This is a genomic window from Paenibacillus paludis (assembly GCF_042610515.1).
GTDB lineage: Bacteria > Bacillota > Bacilli > Paenibacillales > Paenibacillaceae > Paenibacillus_AQ.
Genome location: NZ_JBGJZP010000015.1, coordinates 167,371 through 189,080, shown reverse-complemented (window position 1 = coordinate 189,080; position 21,710 = coordinate 167,371). Strand labels below are relative to the sequence as shown.

16 protein-coding genes are annotated in these 21,710 nt (G+C 50.7%); 13 read left to right on the top strand and 3 right to left on the bottom strand.

Translation table 11 applies throughout. The features are described 5' to 3' along the window. Positions 1-649: 649 nt before the first annotated feature. Positions 650-2,335 (bottom strand): dihydroxy-acid dehydratase, encoded by a 1,686-nt coding sequence (gene ilvD, locus ACAN56_RS24850; protein WP_038588170.1) that lies wholly within the window; start codon positions 2,333-2,335, stop codon positions 650-652. A gap of 547 nt (positions 2,336-2,882) precedes the next feature. On the opposite strand from ilvD, the gene ACAN56_RS24845 reads away from it, so the two are divergent. The 8 genes from ACAN56_RS24845 (at position 2,883) to ACAN56_RS24810 (ending at position 13,963) form a co-directional block, all read left to right on the top strand. After that, the gene (locus ACAN56_RS24845; protein WP_379146123.1) at positions 2,883-3,836 is read left to right on the top strand and encodes a glycoside hydrolase family 43 protein; all 954 of its coding nucleotides are present in this window, start codon (positions 2,883-2,885) and stop codon (positions 3,834-3,836) included. A 449-nt stretch (positions 3,837-4,285) separates the two neighbouring features. Beyond that, entirely contained in the window at positions 4,286-6,031 is a 1,746-nt protein-coding gene (locus ACAN56_RS24840; RefSeq protein WP_038588176.1) for an extracellular solute-binding protein, read from the top strand. A gap of 11 nt (positions 6,032-6,042) precedes the next feature. Further along, complete coding sequence (locus ACAN56_RS24835; RefSeq protein WP_038588178.1) at positions 6,043-6,942, top strand: ABC transporter permease; 900 nt, start codon at positions 6,043-6,045, stop codon at positions 6,940-6,942. Positions 6,943-6,957: 15 nt separating this feature from the next. Continuing rightward, entirely contained in the window at positions 6,958-7,893 is a 936-nt protein-coding gene (locus ACAN56_RS24830) for a carbohydrate ABC transporter permease (RefSeq protein ID WP_038588181.1), read from the top strand. A 55-nt stretch (positions 7,894-7,948) separates the two neighbouring features. Further along, entirely contained in the window at positions 7,949-9,736 is a 1,788-nt protein-coding gene (locus tag ACAN56_RS24825) for a glycoside hydrolase family 2 protein (protein WP_038588184.1), read from the top strand. 23 nt (positions 9,737-9,759) lie between these two features. Further along, entirely contained in the window at positions 9,760-11,508 is a 1,749-nt protein-coding gene (locus ACAN56_RS24820; protein ID WP_379146120.1) for a glycoside hydrolase family 2 protein, read from the top strand. A 37-nt stretch (positions 11,509-11,545) separates the two neighbouring features. Further along, entirely contained in the window at positions 11,546-12,970 is a 1,425-nt protein-coding gene (locus tag ACAN56_RS24815) for a family 43 glycosylhydrolase (protein ID WP_379146119.1), read from the top strand. 45 nt (positions 12,971-13,015) lie between these two features. After that, positions 13,016-13,963 (top strand): ArsR/SmtB family transcription factor, encoded by a 948-nt coding sequence (locus ACAN56_RS24810; RefSeq protein ID WP_379146117.1) that lies wholly within the window; start codon positions 13,016-13,018, stop codon positions 13,961-13,963. Positions 13,964-14,165: 202 nt separating this feature from the next. On the opposite strand, the gene ACAN56_RS24805 is transcribed toward ACAN56_RS24810, so the two are convergent. Next, complete coding sequence (locus tag ACAN56_RS24805) at positions 14,166-15,206, bottom strand: acyltransferase family protein (protein ID WP_379146115.1); 1,041 nt, start codon at positions 15,204-15,206, stop codon at positions 14,166-14,168. Between the two features lie 193 nt (positions 15,207-15,399). Here ACAN56_RS24805 and ACAN56_RS24800 point away from each other — a divergent pair, with 193 nt between their 5' ends. From ACAN56_RS24800 to mgrA, 4 genes are all read left to right on the top strand, one after another. Next, positions 15,400-16,140, top strand: coding sequence for an alpha/beta fold hydrolase (locus ACAN56_RS24800; protein ID WP_379146114.1), 741 nt, complete (start codon positions 15,400-15,402; stop codon positions 16,138-16,140). Between the two features lie 41 nt (positions 16,141-16,181). Then, positions 16,182-16,949 (top strand): HAD family hydrolase, encoded by a 768-nt coding sequence (locus ACAN56_RS24795; protein ID WP_379146113.1) that lies wholly within the window; start codon positions 16,182-16,184, stop codon positions 16,947-16,949. Between the two features lie 34 nt (positions 16,950-16,983). Further along, positions 16,984-17,721 carry an NAD-dependent protein deacylase gene (locus ACAN56_RS24790; RefSeq protein ID WP_038588204.1) on the top strand — a complete coding sequence of 246 codons (738 nt, stop codon included), beginning with the start codon at positions 16,984-16,986 and terminating at the stop codon, positions 17,719-17,721. A 129-nt stretch (positions 17,722-17,850) separates the two neighbouring features. Next, positions 17,851-18,855, top strand: coding sequence for an L-glyceraldehyde 3-phosphate reductase (gene mgrA, locus ACAN56_RS24785; RefSeq protein ID WP_379146111.1), 1,005 nt, complete (start codon positions 17,851-17,853; stop codon positions 18,853-18,855). A 587-nt stretch (positions 18,856-19,442) separates the two neighbouring features. Here mgrA and ACAN56_RS24780 read toward each other — a convergent pair. Next, on the bottom strand, positions 19,443-20,309 hold the full coding sequence (locus ACAN56_RS24780) for an AraC family transcriptional regulator (protein WP_379146110.1): 867 nt from the start codon (positions 20,307-20,309) through the stop codon (positions 19,443-19,445). 222 nt (positions 20,310-20,531) lie between these two features. On the opposite strand from ACAN56_RS24780, the gene ACAN56_RS24775 reads away from it, so the two are divergent. Beyond that, positions 20,532-21,710 (top strand): galactokinase, encoded by a 1,179-nt coding sequence (locus tag ACAN56_RS24775; protein WP_379146109.1) that lies wholly within the window; start codon positions 20,532-20,534, stop codon positions 21,708-21,710.

Sequence of the window (21,710 nt, the reverse complement as noted above, 5' to 3'; positions counted from 1 at the left end):
GGTTCAATTTCCATCGCAAGCCAACCATCTCCACCGCTTCGTAGCGATGAAATCCTGCGAATGAGTGAGCATTCGTGAGAATCCCTCTTAATTACGAGGGACGGACTCAGGAGACGCTATGGAGAGTAAAACCCCTGTTTATTCTCTTATGCGGACCCAGGCGACCTTATCAGCTCTGCATTCTATCTAAAAACGGCTATCAGGGAGAAATAACTGCGCTGGAGTCCGTTGTCCTCCTGTAACAGGTTGAAAACCCCAAATAAGTGCAACTCGGTCCGCTCGTGCTCAGAGCGAGGAATACACTTTCCGGACGCACACACACGCCTTCGGAAGAAGAGCGAAGTCTCTGAAACCCCGAGACGTAAGCCTCCGCAAAAAAACTACCTGTTGGTGAAATGCCTTTCTTCGCGTGTGATCAGAAAATGGTACTGTACCTATGATTACTTGGGCATACAGCAGCGGTTTTGGCGGAGAAGCGGTTTGAAGACACGCCCTAGTGAAATGAGAGGTAGAAGTGCACCTAAATCCGCCGGACGCGGACTACATACAGAAATGATCGAATCAGCTAAACAAAAGAGCAGTCCCACATACGTAGTGGGGACTGCTCTTTTTGTCTGAATTATAATTAGGCTGATGCCTTAAAGCTTGATTAGATCTTCAACACGCCGCCCTTGCTGGCGTTGGTAACAAGCTTGGAGTAGCGGGCCAGATAGCCGGTTTTGACTTTCGGCTCGAACTCTTTCCAGCCGCTGCGGCGGACTGCAAGGACTTCTTCCTCAACCAGCAGTTCGATCTTGCGGTTGTTGAGGTCCAGCTCGATGATGTCGCCATCTTCGACAAAAGCGATCGGACCGCCTTCAGCCGCCTCCGGAGAGATATGGCCGATGCTGATGCCGCGGGACGCGCCCGAGAAGCGGCCATCGGTGATCAGGCCGACCTTGGCACCAAGGCCCATGCCGACGATCTGCGAAGTCGGTGCGAGCATCTCCGGCATGCCGGGACCGCCCTTAGGTCCTTCATAACGGATAACCACGACATGGCCTTCCTTCACTTTGCCGTTTGCGATCCCTTCCAGCGCTTCTTCCTGAGAATCGAAGCAGATTGCCGGGCCTTTATGGTAGCCGCCTACAGAGGCGTCAACGGCACCGACCTTGATGATGGAACCTTCCGGTGCAAGATTTCCGTAAAGCACGGACAGACCGCCAACCTCGGAATAGGGGTTGTCCAGCGTATGAATAACCGTGGTATCTTGAATCTCATGTCCACGGACATTTTCAGCCAGCGTTTTGCCGGTAACGGTCATGCAGTCGCCGAAGATGGCGCCTGGTTTCTTCAGCAGCTCGTTCAGCACGGCACTTACGCCGCCTGCCCGGTCTACATCCTCGATGAAGATATCGGAGGCCGGAGCCAGTTTGGCCAGATAAGGCACGCGGTTCGCTACTTCATTGATGCGTTCCAGCGGATAGTCGATGCCTGCTTCCTGAGCCAGTGCCAGCGTATGCAGGACGGTGTTGGTGGAGCCGCCCATCGCCATGTCCAAAGCAAAAGCGTTGTCCAGAGATTCCTGGGTCACGATGTCGCGTGGTTTGAGATCCAGCTTGATCAGCTCCATGAGCTGGGTTGCCGATTTGCGGACAAAATCTCTGCGTTCTTCCGCTACAGCCAGGATTGTACCATTGCCCGGCAGCGCCAGTCCCATCGCCTCCGCAAGGCAGTTCATCGAGTTGGCGGTGAACATGCCCGAACAGGAGCCACAGGTCGGACAGCCGAATTGTTCAAGCTCCAGCAGCTCAGCATCATTGATCTTGCCGACCTGATGGGCGCCTACGCCTTCAAATACAGAGGTAAGGGATAACTTCTTGCCTTTGCTGTCTACGCCAGCCTTCATCGGGCCGCCGCTGACGAAGATAGTCGGGATGTTGACGCGCAGTGCGCCCATCATCATGCCCGGGGTGATTTTATCACAGTTAGGAATGCAGACCATGCCGTCGAACCAGTGGGCGGAAACGACGGTTTCCAGCGAGTCGGCGATAATCTCGCGGCTTGGCAGCGAATAGCGCATACCGATATGGCCCATCGCAATTCCGTCATCTACACCGATCGTATTGAATTCGAAGGGAACGCCGCCAGCTTCACGAATGGCTTCCTTAACAATTTTGCCGAACTCCTGAAGATGCACATGACCCGGAACGATATCAATATAGGAATTGCAGACCGCGATAAACGGCTTGCCGAAATCCTCCTCTTTTACTCCGGCTGCCCGCAGGAGACTGCGGTGTGGAGCCCGGTCAAAGCCTTTTTTAATCATGTCTGAACGCATTTTCTTGGCTGCCATAATGAAATTCCCCCCCTGAAAAGTTTGTTAGCTTCAGCTTCCGTGAATGTATCCAATCTCACTACGGAAGTTTTTGCCTGGTGTCGTATAGTGTCGCATTAACGCATCACAATCCCAAAAGCTGCGTGTCTGCGGTTTATAGATAGAACGGGGTCCAGCTTCTTAAAAGAGAAGTAGGGCGAAGCCGTTTCTATAAAAAATAAGACCGATTAAGCTTAAACGGTAAGCTGCCATGAATAGCAGCCAGCCATTGTTATTAGTGAGTCTATCACAAAAGGCCTCTTTTTTCTACCGGACAATGTGAAGTTTGTCGGATGACGCAATGGGCCGAGGGACGCAGAAAAAGCCTATCCCCGGAGGGGGAGGATTTATTTGGAAGTGCATCCAGAGGGGATTATAATCCGGAAGAAGCTGACGGACAAGCGGGATTGTATTTTCCTCCCACTCTAGACAACTTAAGGAGAGCTCAGTAAGATGGTACTTAGCTTTTTATGGGAGGTGCTGGAAGATCGGGGATTGTCCATCATATCACTGAGGAGGAAAGAAAATGTCACAGCGTACAACCTTTTTTAATCCGATTGCAGCAAGTTCAGCTGACCCGTGGGTATTCAAACATACCGATGGCTGCTACTACTTCATGTCTACCCGCTCGAAAGGTCTGGAACTCACCCAATCCAGTACTTTGACCGGTCTTGCGGAAGGCCGTAAGAAATTAATCTGGTCTCCCGAACCGGGAGGCAGCTACAGCTACAACCTATGGGCGCCGGAGATTCATCACTTGGATAACAAATGGTATATCTACTACACCGCCAATGACGGCGGAGGCGATGAGTCGCGCCGAATCTGCGTGCTGGAGAACGAACAGTCTGATCCGCTGGAAGGGGAGTGGGTGTGGAAAGGCGCGCTGCAGACACCTGTTCCTGGCTTGGATGGTACGGTGATGAGACTGCGGAATGAGCTGTATTTCCTGTATGCGGGATATGGTCATTTCCCTGAGTACGGATCAGCTGTTTACATTATGCGGATGAGCGATCCCTGGACGCTCGCAGGGGAACATCGTCTGCTCACCGCTCCAACCTTGTCTTGGGAGAAACAAGGCGGTATGGCCATTAACGAAGGCCCGGTGATCCTGCAGCGCAACGGCCGCATTTTTCTGGTATATTCGGCGAGCACAACCTGGTCTGAGGATTATGCACTGGGTATGCTCACAATGAGCGAAGCTTCTGATCCTATGGAACCGCTATCATGGGAGAAATCGATGCTGCCTGTATTTTGCAAAAGTGTGGAGAACGGGATTTATGCTACCGGACATAACAGCTTTACCCGATCACCCGATAACCGGGAGGATTGGATCGTCTATCATGCGCTTCCTGCCGCTGGAGCGGATGTAGCTTTGCGGGCAACCCGGATCCAGAAATTCGGGTGGAAGCCGGATGGAACACCGGATTTCGGGGTTCCCTATAGCGATACTCATGCCTTGACCGTCCCGTCGGGTGAGTAAAGCCTAGGATCAAACAAATATAAAATCAAGATAGAAAAGGCCATTTGTTACAGTAATATTGTAACAAATGGCCTTTTCATGCGAATTGAAGTCCAGAAAACATTTTTCCCGTAAATAACGTATTAAACGGCTGATTATCAAGCGTTAGTAGGTAAATCATAGGTTTTTAAAACCCTTTCACACTCGAATAGGAGTCTGGTAGGCCGGATTAATTGTTTAATTGAGACTTAAAATATTACAAAAATATTGTTTGAAAGCGTTGACAATGAAGATTGACATCCTTATAATTCGACTTAAGATACAGAAAAGCTGTATCAATCACATGATTTTTATGTCTGATCATTTTACAGGTAAAAGGGGAGCAGTCGGCATGGAGCAAAGGAGCGTGGTTTCAAACGTTGGGTTCGCCTAAGATATTGTGGAACTTATTTTATAGCGGGAGGTTAAGTATGAAGAACAATACAAAGCGTCAGTTAAGTCTTTTATTTGTATTAGTACTGATCATTTCGACTGTAACAGCATGCAGTGGCAATAAGGCAGAAGATGGGGCCGGAAATAGCAGTAACTCCAACAAAGAGAACACATCCAATGCACAAGACCCGGTTGCTTTTAAAGATATCAGCGGAGACATACGCGGCAATAAAGCGCCAACCCAGGAGCAAACCGACGAAGTGAATCATTCCTTGAATGATACATACCTCGGCGACGTTTATGATGAAGTGATTCCAAGCGATTATTCAGCTTATCCTGTTAAAGGAGACGTTGTTCTGGATGTCTGGATGCCTGCAAATTCCAATATCCCGGATATGAACAATCATGTGGTCCAAAAGCAGGTGGAGCAATTAACAGGAATCAAGGTAAATTTCATCACGCCGCCAATCGGCCAGGAAGCCGACGCCTTTACTTTGATGATTTCTTCGGGTGATCTTCCGGACATTATCATTGAGCCGGGACGTTATCCGGGCGGTCTGGAAGCGGGTGTAAATGACGGCGCTTATATCGATCTGACAGATCTGATGGAAAAAAATGCACCGAACTATACGAAATGGCGCAATTCCGATGAATCGAGAAGAAAAACTACAGTCACTGACGACGGCAAGCTGCTGGGCTTTTACGGGATCGCCCCGTATTCCGAATGGACCTGGTTTGGAACACTGATTAAGCAGGAGGCGCTGGACAAAACAGGGCTTGAAATTCCGAATACGATTGATGAATGGCATACCTTTTTGACCAAAGCAAAGGAAGCCGGCTACAAAGCACCGCTTAATTACGGATCCTCTTACGGCCAAATCTTTACCGGCATCATTAATGGTGCATATGGAGTATGGGATTGGACCTTCCTCGATAAGAACGGCAAAGTGGCCTGGGGACCGGCACAGCCGAAAGCCAAAGAGTACCTGTCGACCATGCAGCAATGGAATAAAGAAGGATTGCTTAACCCGGATTGGGCAACGGCCGACTTTAACCAAAGAATGGCAAGCGCTATTTCGGGGGACACCGCTGTGATGATGGATTCTCCGGATACGATGTGGAGCTACTGGAAAGAGCAGAGCAATATCGACTTTGTGGGAGCACTGAATCCGGTTCTGAACAAGGGGGATAAATCCGCCACTACGTACAAGAATTTTAAAAGGGCAGGGACTGAAGCTGCGATCACTACCCAAAGCGAGAATGTGGAAGCGGCAATGGCCTGGCTCGATTTCAATTTCAGCAAAAAGGGCTGGGAATTGATTAACTTTGGCGAATACGGAAAGGTACATCTGATAGATGAGACGGGAATGCCTTATTATCCGGAGGACAGTTATATCTATAAGGACCCTGAAGGTCAGCCGGTATCGACTACTTTATATAAATACCGCATGCATAGCTGGCCGAATATCCGTGATGAGCATCATGCCAACCCGCTGATCGCCACCAAAGGAAGCTACTCCGGCGATATCCGGAAATTCTGGACTGAAAATATGGATACCAGCATGGCAATGCCGCCGATTTCCTTTACCAAAGATGAAGCCTCACGGGAAGCCGAGCTTGGCAACCAGCTGTCGACACTCCGTGGAGAGTATTTTGCAAAAATCATAATGGGTGAAATGCCGGTTGATGCCTATGATAAATTTTTGAAGGAAGCTCAGAGTATGGGACTGGACGAATTTTTAAGTATCCATCAGGCAGCCTTGGATCGATATAACAAACGATAGGTGGTTGTTTCATGATCCAAAAGGATTTGAAGAAGAACTGGTTTGTCTATCTGTTGGCTGTTCCTGTAGTTGCGTGGTTTCTGATCTTCTGCTACGGGCCCATGTGGGGAGTTCTGATCGCCTTCAAGGACTTCAAGCCCTTGCTGGGGTTCAGCGAGAGCGACTGGGTAGGGTTTAAGCATTTTATTGATTTTTTCCAAGGGCCGTATTTTTGGAGAGTCGTTAAGAATACCCTGCTTTTGAATGTTTGGGGGATCGCCTTCGGATTTACCGCGCCGATTATTCTAGCTTTAATGCTGAATGAAATCCGCGGGGCCAAGTTTAAGAAAACCGTTCAAACCATTACCTATATGCCTCACTTTATTTCACTGGTGGTTGTATGCGGGATCATTCATATTTTTGCCGCAGATGAGGGGATCATTACACAAATCCTTCAATTTGTAACCGGAAAAGAGTACTCCTCACTGCTTGGCTATTCTTCTTTCTTCCGGCCGATTTATACGTTCTCCGGCATTTGGCAGAGCATCGGCTGGGACAGCATCATTTATCTCGCTGCGATGAGCTCCATTGATACTTCGTTATATGAGGCGGCTGAAATTGATGGCGTAGGACGGATAAAGAAAATGTGGCATATTACGCTGCCTCAGATCAGTCCGGTCATTATCATTCTTTTTATTTTTGCAATCGGCGGGTTAATGTCATCCGGTTACGAAAAAATTATCCTGCTGTACAATCCTCTGATCTACGATACTGCTGATGTCATTGCATCCTATGTTTACCGCCGCGGCTTAAGAGAAGCCAGTCTCAGTTATTCTACGGCCGTGGGATTAATCAGTTCGATCGTTAACTTCGGGCTGCTGTGGATGACCAATAGAATAGCCAAACGCAGATCCGAGGTCAGCTTATGGTAAGAAAGAGGGACAGCCATGAAAGATAACCTGCAGCCTAAAAAGAAAAAAATCAGGAAGCATAGATCCACAGGGGACAGAATATTCGATTTCACCCTGTATGCCTTATTAACCGCATTAACGCTGGTGTGCTTTTATCCTATCCTGCATATCTTGTTTGCTTCCGTCAGCGACCCGGGCTCCTTAGTGGCTCATAAAGGAATTTTGCTGAGACCGCTGGGATTCACTTTGGACGGCTATAAGCTGGTGTTTAAAGACAACAGTCTGATCAACGGGTACAAAAACACGATTATCTATGTAGGGTTAGGCACGTTAGTCAATATGATCATGACCATACTGGGTGCCTATGTGTTATCCAGGAGAGATTTATACTTCAAAAACTTTATCATGATCCTGATTACGATCACCATGTTTTTTGGCGGAGGGCTGATTCCCTGGTTCTTATTAATGAAGGATATCGGCTTATACAATAATTTGTGGGCCATGATTTTGCCAAGCGCTTTAAGCACATGGAACATCATTATCTTACGGACCAGCTTTCAAGCCATTCCGCAGGAATTGGAAGAAGCGGCTACGATTGACGGGGCGAGCCAGGCCCATATTCTAACGAAAGTCATTCTGCCCTTGTCCAAAGCCACACTGGCCGTAATCTTTTTATACTACCTTGTCGGGAATTGGAACTCCTGGTTTAATGCGATGGTGCTGCTAAAAGACAGAGAGCTGTTCCCGCTGCAGTTATTAATGAAGGAAATATTAGTAGCCAATGACGCAACCGCAACATCAATCGGCAGTGCGGGCGGGGTAGTCATCGACAGTGCGCAGAGCCAAACGGCTTTCCGTGAACTCGTTAAATATTGTGCGATTGTCGTTTCTACGCTTCCTATATTAATGGTATATCCATTCCTGCAAAAATACTTTGTTAAAGGGGTTTACGTAGGTTCGATCAAAGGATGAGGCAATAGACTATATAAAATGAAATAGAAATTAATAAACAGGAGTGAAGTACACCATGTTGACAGAGGCAAGCAATACACAAGTTCCGCGTCCGGAGTATCCAAGGCCCGAGTTTCTCCGCAGAGAGTGGCTGAGCTTGAACGGAGAATGGGATTTTAGTTTTGATGATGAACGGGTTGGTGAGGATGAACGATGGTACCTGGCTGGTGCTCCCGCTTTATTTACAGAAACCATCCAAGTGCCCTTTGCTTTTCAGAGCAAGCTGAGCGGCATTGAAGATCCCTCTTTTCATGATGTGGTGTGGTATAGGAGAAGCTTCGAGGTCCCGGAGGCTTGGGACGGCAAGCGGCTTGTCCTTCATTTCGGTGCAGTGGATTATTTGGCAAAAGTCTGGGTAAATGGGCAACTGGTGGCGTCACATGCAGGCGGTCATACGCCGTTTCAGGCAGATATCACACCGTCGCTGATTAAAGGAAGCAACACGATTGTGCTGCGGGCGGAAGATTTCAGCCGGGATGTAACCTTGCCGCGGGGCAAGCAATACTGGCTGGAACAGTCCGCTGCCATCTTCTATACCCGCACGACCGGAATCTGGCAGAGTGTCTGGATCGAACCGTTGTCAGCGGTACATCTGAGCAAAACTAGGCTGACGCCTGACATTGACCGCAATGAAATCCGCATCCGGACATTCCTCCAGGGGTTTAAGGCTGCCGATGAGCTTAAACTTCGCATAACGGTATCGTATAGCGGTGAAGTGATTGCGGAAGATCAATACGCGATCAGGAATGCCGAGCAGCATCGGACCCTCGGACTGGGTGATTTTACGGATCATGGTCTTGGACGCCTATGGAGCCCCGAGCATCCGAATTTGTATGACATTCAATTCGAGCTGCTTCGGAATAGCGAGGTAGTCGATGAGGCTGCGAGTTATTTCGGCATGCGCAAGGTGTCTATTGAGGACGGCAGGCTGTGCCTGAATAACCGCCCGTATTTCCAGAGACTGGTGCTGGATCAGGGATACTTCCCGGAGGGAATTCTAACCGCGCCTACGGACGAAGCCTTGAAGCGTGATGTAGAACTGGCGAAGGAAATGGGATTTAACGGAGTAAGAAAACACCAGAAGACAGAAGATCCCCGTTTCCTGTACTGGTGCGACAAGCTTGGCCTGCTCGTCTGGAGTGAAGCAGCCAATGCCTATGAATATTCTGAAGAGTATGTCCGGCGGTACACCAGCGAATGGCAGGAGATTATTGAGCGGGACTATAATCACCCAAGCATCGTGGCCTGGGTTCCGCTGAATGAGAGCTGGGGAGTTCCCAATGTCCAGATTGATACACGCCAGCAGCAGCACGGACTGGCAATGTATCATTTAACAAAATCTTTGGATGAGATGAGACCCGTTATCTATAACGATGGTTGGGAGCATATGACTACGGATCTGGTAACCATTCATGACTATGAAAGTCGCCAGGAAGTGCTGGAAAAAAGATATGCCACGGCAGAATCCGCCGTGAATGCGATGCCGGCGAACCGTAAAATATTTGTCGGCGGAGCTTCCTATCAAGGCCAGCCGATTCTTGTATCGGAGTTTGGCGGGATTGCCTTTAAGAAAAGTGACTGGGAGGGCTGGGGTTACTCGGGAGCAGAGAATGAGGAGGACTTCCTGATTAAGCTTAAGGCAGTGGTGGACCCGATGTTCACTTCACCGGTGATTCAAGGCTACTGCTATACCCAGCTGACAGATGTCGAACAGGAAATCAATGGGTTGCTCACTTACGACAGAACGCCCAAAGCGCCGCTTGAAGCCATTCGCAATATTATGATGTTTATCCATAATAAATAATATTTCACAAAAGGAGCTACACAATGGCGCATCTACCAACGCTTCCCCGTCCTGAATATCCCCGTCCCGACTTTGTCCGGACCGAGTGGATCAATCTGAACGGTCAATGGCAATTTGAGATTGATCATGGCAAAAGCGGAAAAGAACGCGGTTACCATGACAAAGGACATGATCTCTCGGGAACGATAACGGTTCCCTTCTGTCCGGAAAGCAAGCTGTCCGGCGTAGAATATACAGATTTTATGGCAGCCGTATGGTATAAACGGGAGCTTACTTTGCCGGAGAACTGGACCAATGGCAGAACGCTGCTGCATTTTGGTGCAGTTGATTACATGGCGGAGGTATGGGTTAACGGAGTCTCCGTAGGCACGCACCGCGGCGGGTACACTTCGTTCAGCTTTGATATTACCTCCAATCTGTTGCCAGGCGGAAATGTCATTTCCGTCTATGCTGAAGACGATGTCCGTTCCGGGCGCCAGCCGCGGGGCAAACAAAGTGAAATGTTCCACTCGCATGGCTGCGACTACACACGTACTACGGGGATCTGGCAGACAGTTTGGCTTGAGCAGGTGCCCGACGTTTATTTGTCGGACATGAAGGTTGTCCCTGATCCCGACAATGCTTGCGTGCATCTCGAAGTCAAGGTGCACGGAAATGTATCGGGAGGCATACTTACCGCTTCTGCTCTGTATGACAGCAGATCCGTTGGGGAGACCCGTGTCCTTGTCTCCGGACACTCCGTAAAACTTACCCTTCCGCTCTCGGAGGTTCACTTGTGGGAGGTTGGCAACGCCAGACTGTATGGCCTGAAGCTGTCCCTGCATACACAGGGCCGGGAGACCGATACCGTCGATTCTTATTTTGGCCTCAGAACCGTATTACTGGATGGAATGAAATTCCTGATCAACGGAAAATCGGTGTTTCAGCGTCTTGTGCTGGATCAGGGATTTTATCCGGAGGGGATCTATACCGCTCCAGGCGATGAGGATCTGCGCAAAGACATCGAAATCTCCATGGGGCTGGGCTTTAATGGTGCGAGACTTCATGAGAAGATTTTCGAGCCGCGTTTTCTGTATTGGGCAGACCAATTAGGGTATCTGGTATGGGGAGAGCATGCGAATTGGGGGCTGAATATCACTGGAGCGGAGAGCTTGGCCCAATTCCTTCCGGAATGGCTTGAGGGCATGCAGCGGGATTACAATCATCCTGCGCTGATCGGCTGGTGTCCTTTTAACGAGACCTGGGACAGAGACGGCACCAAGCAAAATAACGATGTGCTGCGGATTGTATACGAGGTTACGAAACGAATGGACCCGACGCGTCCTGTAATTGATACAAGCGGCAATTTCCATGTGGTGACGGATATTTTTGATCTGCATGATTATGATCAGAACCCGCAGACATTCCGGGAAAGATATGAACCGATGAAGGATGGCGGAGAAGTATTCAATACCTTCCCGGACCGGCAAACGTATGAAGGCCAGCCTTATTTCATCAGCGAGTACGGCGGAATTTGGTGGAATCCGCAGCAGAAAGACGAGAAGTTCTGGGGTTATGGGGACCGGCCGGCAACTGAAGAAGCGTTTATTGAACGCTACGAGGGACTGACCCAGGTTCTGCTGGATCATCCGATGATGTTCGGCTTCTGCTATACCCAGCTATATGACGTGGAGCAGGAAGTGAACGGCCTGTATACCTATGACCGGCAGCCGAAATTTGATCCCGAAGTGATTCGCCGCATCAATTCGCGCAAGGCAGCCATCGAAGAGTAGAGCCTTCTAACATCATCCGAAAGGAACGTGAAGGGTTATGAAGGGAAATGTCCGCAATAAGTGGCTGCTGGCCATAGGCGTACTCCTTATTCTTCCAATGGGTCAGGAGACATATGCCGTCCCCAGCCATAACAACTTCTACAACGTAGTCATGCAGGATGGAGCGGACCCGTGGGTTTATAAGCATACAGACGGGTTCTACTATTTCACCAAAACAACCGGCGGCAATGTTACCCTTTGGAAGTCCGCCCAGCTGACTACGATAGATGCTGCTCCCACTAAGGTTGTGAATACAGGCGGCAGCGGCATATGGGCACCTGAGCTGCATTATATTAACGGGGCCTGGTACATCTACTACGCGATGGACGACGGAGACAATGTGAACCACCGGATGTATGTCATGGAGAATACCTCCGCCGATCCGACAACGGGAACCTGGCAGTTTAAGGGCCGGATCACAGATGCGTCCGACAAATGGGCTATAGACGGCACTGTGCTGCAAGTGAATGGCGAGCTGTATTTTATCTGGTCGGGCTGGGAGGGCAATGTCAATGTGCGGCAAAATCTCTACATTGCCCATATGAGCAATCCTTGGACGATTGATTCCGGGCGCGTAGAGATTTCAAGACCCACCCATAGCTGGGAAACCAACCATTCCCCGCATGTAAATGAAGGCCCGCAGGTGATAGTGCGCGGGGGTGTCATCAGTCTGGTCTATTCGGCAAGCGGAAGCTGGACCGATGATTACTGTCTGGGACTGATCACAGCGGACACATCCAGTGATCTAATGAATCCCGCATCATGGGTTAAACGCAGCCAGCCTATATTCAGTTCAGCAAACGGACTTTACGGGCCGGGGCATCATTCGTTTACTACATCTGTAGACGGCACGGAGGACTGGATCGTCTACCATGTCGCCAAATACAGGGGAGCCGGATGGAACCGCGAGGTTCGCACGCAGCCCTTCAGCTGGAATGCCGACCAGACGCCTAATCTCGGTGCTCCCGCAGATCCTGATCACCCGATTGCTTTGCCCTCCGGCGAAGCCCCTCATTTCCGTTATGAAGGGGAAGAGGGGATATTTGGTGGAGAGGCTTATGCCTCAGCCAGTCCCAAGGGCTCGGGAGGTCTTAAAGCGGGTCATCTGGATACAGCGGCGAGCTACGTGGAATTTTCAGTTCGGGCGGCATCTGCAGGCGAATATATTCTTTTGGCCCGGACGGCGAACGGAACGGCTGGCGGGAATTGGTCCAATCTTCAGCTTAGTGTCAATTCAGGACCTTCCAGCCCGTTTTACATCACCAATAAAGGCTGGGAGAACTGGGGGCTGTCCACAGCCCGGGTACAACTGAAGGCAGGACAGAATAAGATCCGGTTTGCGAAAGGCGAAGGATACGGAGAAATTGATTTCATTGATATCAAACCTGTGAACAGCAGACTTAATTGTTTTTCAATTCATTAAGAAGTAAGATAAGTATAATGATTAGGAAATAAGGAGAGCTGAATTGTGCTGGAACTTAGCTTAAATGACCCGGATAAACTGGTCACGGTGACCCATGCCTTATCCACCCGTTCCAGGGTTGATATTCTTCGGCTCTTAAACTCTAAAAACTTAAATATTATCGAAATAGCCGAGAAGCTGAAGCTTCCGGTTTCGACGGTTGCGAGCAATATCAAAGTATTGGAAGCGGCTGAGTTAATTCATACAGAATTAGTTCCGGCCTCCCGCGGGGCGATGAAAGTCTGCAGCAGGAATTACGATGATCTCCACATTGCCTTGAATCTGAAAGAGCCGATGTCGACGGGAGTAACCCATGTCTATGAAGTAGAGATGCCGATCGGCCATTACAGCGATTGTGAGGTATCTCCTACATGCGGGATGGCGAATAGCGAGGGCCTTATAATTAAAGAAGATGAACCGTCGAGCTTTTATCACCCCAAACATGTCAACGCACAGCTGATCTGGCTCCGCAAAGGATTCCTGGAATATTTGCTGCCTATGGATATCCCCTCCGGAGCGCGGATTGAATCGCTTGAGCTGTCTATGGAGATGTGTTCCGAAGCTCCGAATTATGATCAGAACTGGCCTTCGAACATATCCGTATGGGTGAATGGTTCAGAGATCGGCATGTGGACCAGTCCCGGTGATTTCGGTGACCGGCGCGGCAAACTGAATCCGAATTGGTGGTGGGATGGATCCACACAATACGGGTTTCTCAAGACCTGGCGTGTTGACCATGAAAAGACGACACTCGATATGGAGAAGGTGTCGGGTGTTACCTTAGATGATCTTCTGATTAACCGCAGCCCCAAATTGCGGCTGCGCATTGGAATCAACCCCGATGCTGTTCATCAGGGCGGGTTGAACCTGTTTGGCCGCCAATTTGGAGATTACGAACAACATATAATAATGCATGTGAAATATACGATGGAGCAGGATGAAGCAAACCTGTAGCTCCATCTACTCTCCATCATCAAGGGGGTGTCTCAAAAGCCGTGAATGAATTGGCTTTTAAGACACCCCCTTTTATTGTTGCGAAAGATCCTAGGTAAAAGCTTGAGTGGACGTTCCGCGAATGTTCACTATTCAATAAGGAAAATAACAGCTGTGCGTATCGTTAGAAGACGGAGCTTGCTTCCTCTATAGCACGCTAGAGTCAGGGTGTGCGGCGCAGGGCAGTCCGCTGCAGGGTGATCATCCAGTCGACAGAAGGCTCGACAATCGGGTGAAGCAGACGTTTTACCCCGGGCTGGGCCAGCAGCACCGTAGAGAGGATTGCGCAGAGCAGCAGAAGAGCTGTCCCGGCGGCGTTGCCGATATAGGCGTAGACACCGGAAATGGCGGCCAAACGAACGATAAAGCCATGCAGCAGAAAGACATAGAGTGTGCGGCGGCCCCAGTCAGTCATACGGCTAACCTGGTAAGGCACCCAGCCCAGAAAAGCCAGGGAGGCGGTGAATTGCAGAGCGTAGACTGCCAGCCGGTACAGACCCGCATACCATTCGCCTGCCCCAAGCTGCATATAAGTCATGCTTCCGTACAGCCAGCCCATTGGAAACCCGGAGCCCAGTACTGCCAGGAGGGCAAAAATGAGGACAGAGAATGCGGCTGCGGCAATTTTGACATACTTCTGAACCCATTTGGCAAAGTTACTGAATGAAAAATGATAGCCGATTACGAAGAAGGGTAAATATACGAAGGTGCGGCTGATGCTGAACCAGACCCCGTCAAGCTGCAAATATCCGACGGCCACTCCCGCCGTTACGGCGAAGGCGATTTGTGCCGCTCGGGACCATTTGCCCATCCCCAGCATCAGGAGACGCCAGCAGGCATGACTGGCCAGGAACCATAGGAGCAGATAAGGGGCGAAGAAGGAATGATGGATATTGGATACATGGAAGAGGGAAACGTCCAGTGCTGAGTATAGGCTTTGAAAAATAAGATATTGCATTGCGATCTGCAGCAGCACCTTGCGGCCTGCGGACCCGGTGAGGCTCTTTCTGGCGAAATAGCCTGTTACGAGCACGAAGAGCGGCATATGAAAGCTGAAGATCCACAGATAAAGACTGTGCATTCCATCCATGCGGCTAATTAAAGGTTCAATGGCGTTGCCTACAAATACGGTAACAATAAGCATGAAACGCAGGTTAAGGAAAAAAGTTTCTCCGCGCGTTTCCAGCGTGTTTTCCCTGGTCATGACCTAACCTCCAAATTATGCACTGTGGAAATTACTTTAATTTTAAAATACAAGATTTTCGAAGAATAAATTGTGAAATACATCACAATGGTAAGCGCTATCATCAGACTCAATTGTGGCGATGTGTTGAAGGTTGTTTGATTTACTTGATTCCTCTATAATTTTTGTATGCAGTACCCGGGAGTGAACACTATTGAAAAAAAAAATCACCAGACGCAGCATCCTCATAGCACTGCTTTTGTTTTTAATTGTGGCGGGGTTGCTCTTGTGGAAATACTTAACCCCTTATACTCCGGCAGAGAAGGCCGAGTCTGCGCTAGTATCCGCCGGAGGTGTGTCTGTTGAGCAGAACGACAACTGGATCTCTTTCGAGCCCACGGTCATTCTGGGGACGGCAGTGATTTTTTACCCCGGTGCATTGGTGGAAGCGGAGGCTTATGCCCCGCTGGCCAAACGGATTGCCGCTGCCGGGCATCCATTCTATATAGCCCGGATGCCGCTGAATCTCGCGGTCATCAAGGGCGATGCCGCAGATGAAATCATCCGCGTGCATCCCAAGCAGTCTTTTGTGCTCGGCGGTCATTCACTGGGCGGTGTGATGGCGTCCCGTTATGCGTCAGAGCATCCGGATCAGCTGAAGGGTGTTTTTTTTCTCGCTTCCTATCCAGATGAGAAAGGCAGTCTGAAGGACACTACATTGTCCGTATTATCCCTGCTCGGTACGGAGGATGAGGTTGTTGACAGGGACAAATACAACGAGGGACGTTCCTATCTGCCGGGCAATACGGTATATTTCTCGATTCTGGGCGGAAATCATGCCCAGTTTGGAAGTTATGGGCCACAAAAAGGTGACGGTACAGCAACGATTACCGAGGATGATCAGCAGGCCCGTACAGCACGAACGATGCTGGACTGGATGGGGAATCTGCGGTAGCGGGCTAGTCATCATGGCTATAGATAGATGAGAGGAGACGTATGATGCCACTGCTGCATGTAAAGGATCTCTCCGTGCCTTGTCAAGGCATATTGTTTGACAAGGATGGAACACTGCTCGACCTGCTCGCCACTTGGGGTAGCTGGGCGGAGGAGGTGCTGCTAGGTCTCGGCAATGAGCTTGCCCATATCGGCACCGGATCGCATGTTGATCTGTCCAAGGTGCTTGGCACATCTCATAATGCTGAAGGTAAGGTAATAGGCTATGATCCCGCCGGACCCCTCTCTATGGCAACTGCGGAAGAGAGTTATGGCATTCTCGCGTGGCAGCTGTACACTGCCGGAGTTCCCTGGAATGAGGCGCTGGTCCGTGTGAAGGCCATTGCCAAGGATGCGATGAATGGAATGCGCGGACGCCGCACAATCGGGCCTCTGCCGGACCTGCTGCCATTCTTGCAGCAATGTGCCGATGCTTCCTTGCAGCTGGGTGTAGTTACATCCGATGGTGACAAGACCACAGGTGAGCAGCTGGACTTACTTGGAATAACCGGTTACTTCCATACTATTGTCACGAGGGACCGGGTATCGAATGGCAAACCGGATCCCGAGATGGCCGAAACCGCTTGCCGGGAACTGGGCCTGCTGCCGGAGCAGACTGTTATTATCGGTGACAGCAATGCGGATATGCAGCTCGGAAAAGGTGCGGGCTTGCGTCTATCGGTCGGCATCTCTCCTGCCGGAGCGGCTGGACATCTGCAGGATGCCGACATCGTCGTTTCCGGCTTTCATGAGCTCCGCATTACCTGCTAACAAATAACTCGTAGAAAGGGTGCGTGTGCAGACTATGGATTCATTGCAAACTTTGGCTTCCTGGATCAAGGACAGCGGAAACATCGTTTTTTTTGGAGGAGCCGGAACATCCACGGAGAGCGGTATTCCGGACTTCCGCTCAGCGGCGGGTTTATACCAGACTGAGCATAACTCGCCTTATCCGCCCGAGGTGATGCTAAGCCGCAGTTTTTTTATGTCCTCGCCGGACATTTTTTTTGATTTCTACCGCAGCAAAATGATTCACCCGGAGGCAGAGCCAAACGGTGCCCATTTATTGCTGGCAGAGCTGGAGCGGCAAGGCAAACTGAAAGCGGTCATTACGCAAAATATTGACGGGCTGCACCAGCTGGCCGGCAGCCGTGTGGTGCTGGAGCTGCATGGCTCTATCCACCGCAATCATTGTATGGGCTGCAACCGTTATTACGGTCTGGAGCAGGTGATTCAGTCTGCTGAACGGGCGCCCCTCTGCCCGGAATGCGGCGGCATCATCAAGCCGGATGTTGTGCTCTATGAGGAACAGCTGGATCATGATGTGCTGGTTGGGGCGGTCGCAGCAATTGCGGCTGCGGACTTGCTTATTATCGGCGGCACTTCGCTGACCGTTCAGCCTGCAGCCAGCCTCGTCACCTACTTCCGGGGGCGGCATACGGTGCTGCTGAACCGTGACCCGACACCGTATGACCATAGGGCGGATCTGATAATTACCGACCGGATCGGGAAAGTGATGGGAGCCGTTCAGGACCAGCTCTGAGAATCTTATAGATCTCACATCCTGTGCGTATCACTGCAGGCGATTTCAGCATTAGAAGATTACAACGGCCGCCAGTGGTTTAAAATAGGGTAATGTGACAACTGAGGATACGAGAGGCAGGGATAAGCAATGGTATATGTGGCTAGCGATGAACGGTATGAAGTTATGCAATACAACCGCTCTGGCAGATCGGGACTGAAGCTTCCGGCGATATCACTGGGACTCTGGCATAACTTTGGCGGGATCGACACTTATGAGAATGGCCGGGAGATGATTACCCGTTCGTTTGATCTCGGCATTACCCATTTTGATCTGGCCAATAATTATGGCCCGCCCGCAGGCTCGGCAGAGGAACTGTTCGGCAAGGTGCTCGCCCGTGACCTTTCCCCCTACCGTGATGAGATGGTAATTTCTACTAAGGCGGGATATTATATGTGGCCTGGACCCTATGGGGAATGGGGTTCGCGCAAATATATGCTGTCCAGTCTGGATCAGAGCCTGAAACGGCTGGGACTGGACTATGTCGACATTTTCTATTCTCACCGTCCGGACCCGGAGACACCGCTGGAAGAAACAATGGGCGCGCTGGATTATGCCGTGCGGTCAGGCAAAGCGCTATATATCGGATTATCCAACTATACGGCGGAGCAGACTGTGGAGGCGGTCAGCATTCTGAAGGGTCTCGGCACTCCGCTTCTGATTCATCAGCCGAGGTATTCGATGCTGGACCGCTGGATCGAAGGTGGACTGCAGGATGTGCTGGAAGAGAACGGTATCGGCAGCATTGCGTTTACTCCGCTGGCCCAGGGCCTGCTGACCAATAAATATTTGAATGGCATCCCTGAGGATTCAAGGGCGGCCGGCCCATCCACCGCGCTGAATGAAAGCCGGATTACACCGGAGGTGCAGCGCAAGATCCGGGCCCTTAACCAGATGGCTGTCACGCGCGGCCAAAGTCTGGCCCAGTTTGCGCTCCTCTGGACACTTCGCGGCGGCAAAGTGACCTCTGCACTGATTGGCGCAAGCCGGGTGAGCCAGATCGAAGAGAACATCGCCGCGTTGTCCCATGCGGACTTTACCCAGGAGGAGCTGGATCGGATCGAGACTATCCTCAAAACTGAGAGTGATGTGTAAGCTTCGCATCCACTACATTTATGGCCTCCATATGCATCCCGTTTAGGGGCCTATTGCTGCACAGCCCGCTTCCTGACCGGAAGACGGGCTGTTGCCGTAGTTGGACAATTATGAATAGGGCATAACCTGGGAAAGGGATAGGACATAACATAGGGAATAGAGGGGGATGAAGTGGGGTGTGAATCGGACTGAGGGGACGTTATTTCAGGGAGAAACATCCAAAACTTACACAAACGGACCGTATAGCCGTTATTCTATCTGAAAAGTGGCAGAACACGCGCGATATTGGAAAATAACGCCTCTGAGGTCCGAATTTGTGTAAAAGACAGGTGGATCAGCGTAATAGTGGCTATGGAGTCCGTTTGCAGCATGTTATCTCCGGAGGGACACGGGGTTAACTAATCAGCCTGATACCGTGTGGCAGCGCATCACACAATAAGGTGAGAGGGTTCAGCGCGGGCCACGGCAAGGTGCAGAGAATTCAGCAGGGTTGCCGGGTGGACTGAGATCAACGCGGCTATCGCGAGCCGCAGTGTCTTATAGGGTTCGGGATGGTGTACAGAATTCTGGCCTCAATAACATAGATCTTAAGTTTGCTGCTTCTCCCCGGGTCTGGACGTTGAGATGCGGTAAGCGGTTGGGGACTGGGCACAGAAGCGTTTGAATTGGCGGGAGAAATACAGGGCATCCGTCAGTCCAACGGATGCCGCAACCTGCTCTACGGATAATTCTGGACGTTCCCGCAGCAGCTGGCGCGATTTCTCGATGCGCAGCTTAAGCAGATAGGTCACCGGCGAGAGACCGGTCTCCTGCTTGAAGATCCGCGACAGGTAAGCGCGGTTATAGCCGAGGCTGCCGCACATTTGCTCAATCGAGACCGGGTGAGCATATTGGGAGGCCATATAGTGGATCATCTGCTTCACGGTGCGCTTGACCTGTGATTCCGCCCCCGACAGCCTGGAGGAGGAGATATGCCGCTCAGCGGCTTCTCCGACGATCAGATACAGATAGCCGAGTGAAGTCAGGTGGGCGCTCTCCTTATTGGCGTAAAACGCCTGCATCATTCCGGCCATCGCAGCGGGGATGACACTGCCTTCGGCGGTGGAGAGCACAGGCTTCTGCGGAGTAAAGCCGGTCTGCAGCACAAGCGCGTCGGCTTCCGCACCGGTGAAAGCGGCCCAGCGGTAGCGCCAGGGCTGCTTCTCGTCCGAGAGATAGCTGACCAGCTGGCCGGGATGGATCAGGAAGCAGTCGCCTTGTCCCAGCTCATATTTGCGCTGCTCGGTGCGGAAGGTCCCGGAGCCGGATTCAATGAAGTGAAGCAGGTAATAATCATAGATTTTGGGACCGGCCTGATGCAGCGGCAAGGTCTGGCTTTCGCCGGCAAACAGTACATGCAGATTTTGCTTATCATAATAGACGGGATTTGACCCTACGGAATAAGTATGTTCCACGAAGAAGCTTCCTTTCTGGAGTTAACGCTGTCACCGCTTTGGAAACGGGTAATCGCTGGAAATGCCCGTCCTCCGATTATAACACGGAAGTCACATTTATCCATGCATTGCACACATGATTGCATTATCAGGGCAAGTCTGATTTTATTATAATATAACCATGAAGGCAGCAAGACTGATTCCAAGTTGAAGCAAGAGCAGCGAAAGGATGGAGTGGCACTAATGAGCATACAGGAACTTAACAGCAAATTTATTGAGAAGTACGGGGAGAGTACCGAAGAGGCACGCGTCTTCTACGCACCTGGCCGTGTCAATCTTATTGGAGAGCATCTGGATTACAATGGGGGTTATGTGCTTCCGGCAGCGCTGGAATTCGGCACAACACTGATTGTACGCCCGCGCAGCGACGGCAAGGTTCAATTCGCATCGACGAATCTTCCTTACGAAGCGTCCATTGACTACAGCGAAATCGGCAAGGCCAAAACAGGGGAATGGATCGATTATCCGATTGGCGTCATGGTGGAATTGGCGAAGAAGGATCTTCCGGTTTCCGGCGGCTACGACCTCTTGTTCCACGGTGATATTCCGAACGGTTCGGGCCTTTCTTCCTCCGCTTCCATTGAGGTGGTTACCGGCTTCGCGTTCCTGACACTGCTGGGTGGGGATACGGATACAGTAGAAATTGCGCTGCTGTCCCAGCGTGCGGAGAACCAGTATGTCGGCGTAAACTCCGGAATTATGGACCAGTTTGCCGTAGCCAACGGCAAGCGTGATCACGCGATTCTGCTGATGTGCGATACGCTGGAGTACAACCTGATTCCATTTGTGACCGGCAACTACAAGCTGGTGATCGGCAACACGAACAAGAAGAGAGGTCTCGTGGATTCCAAATACAATGAACGCCGCAGCCAGTGCGACGAAGCATTGTCCATTCTGAAGCAGGAGGTTCCTTCCCTGTCTTACCTGGCAGAGCTGAAACCTCAGCAATTTGAAATCCATCAGCACAAAATTACAGATGAAACCGTCAGACGCCGCGCCCGCCATGTAGTGGAAGAGAACCAGCGTGTGCTTGACTCGGTTGAAGTACTGAAGAACAATGACCTGAAGCAGTTTGGTCAATATATGAATGACTCCCATGTCTCGCTTCGCGATCTGTATGAAGTAAGCTGCGAGGAGCTGGACATTATGGTTGAAGAAGCACAGCGGATTCCCGGAACCCTTGGCTCGCGGATGACCGGTGCGGGATTCGGCGGATGTACGGTATCACTGGTGCATGAGGATGATGTCGAACGCTTTATCCGTGAAGTCGGTGAAGCCTATACCACCAGATCCGGTCTGGTAGGCGAATTCTACGTATGCGGTATCGGCAATGGTGTGGAAGAATTGAAAGGAGTGAAGTAA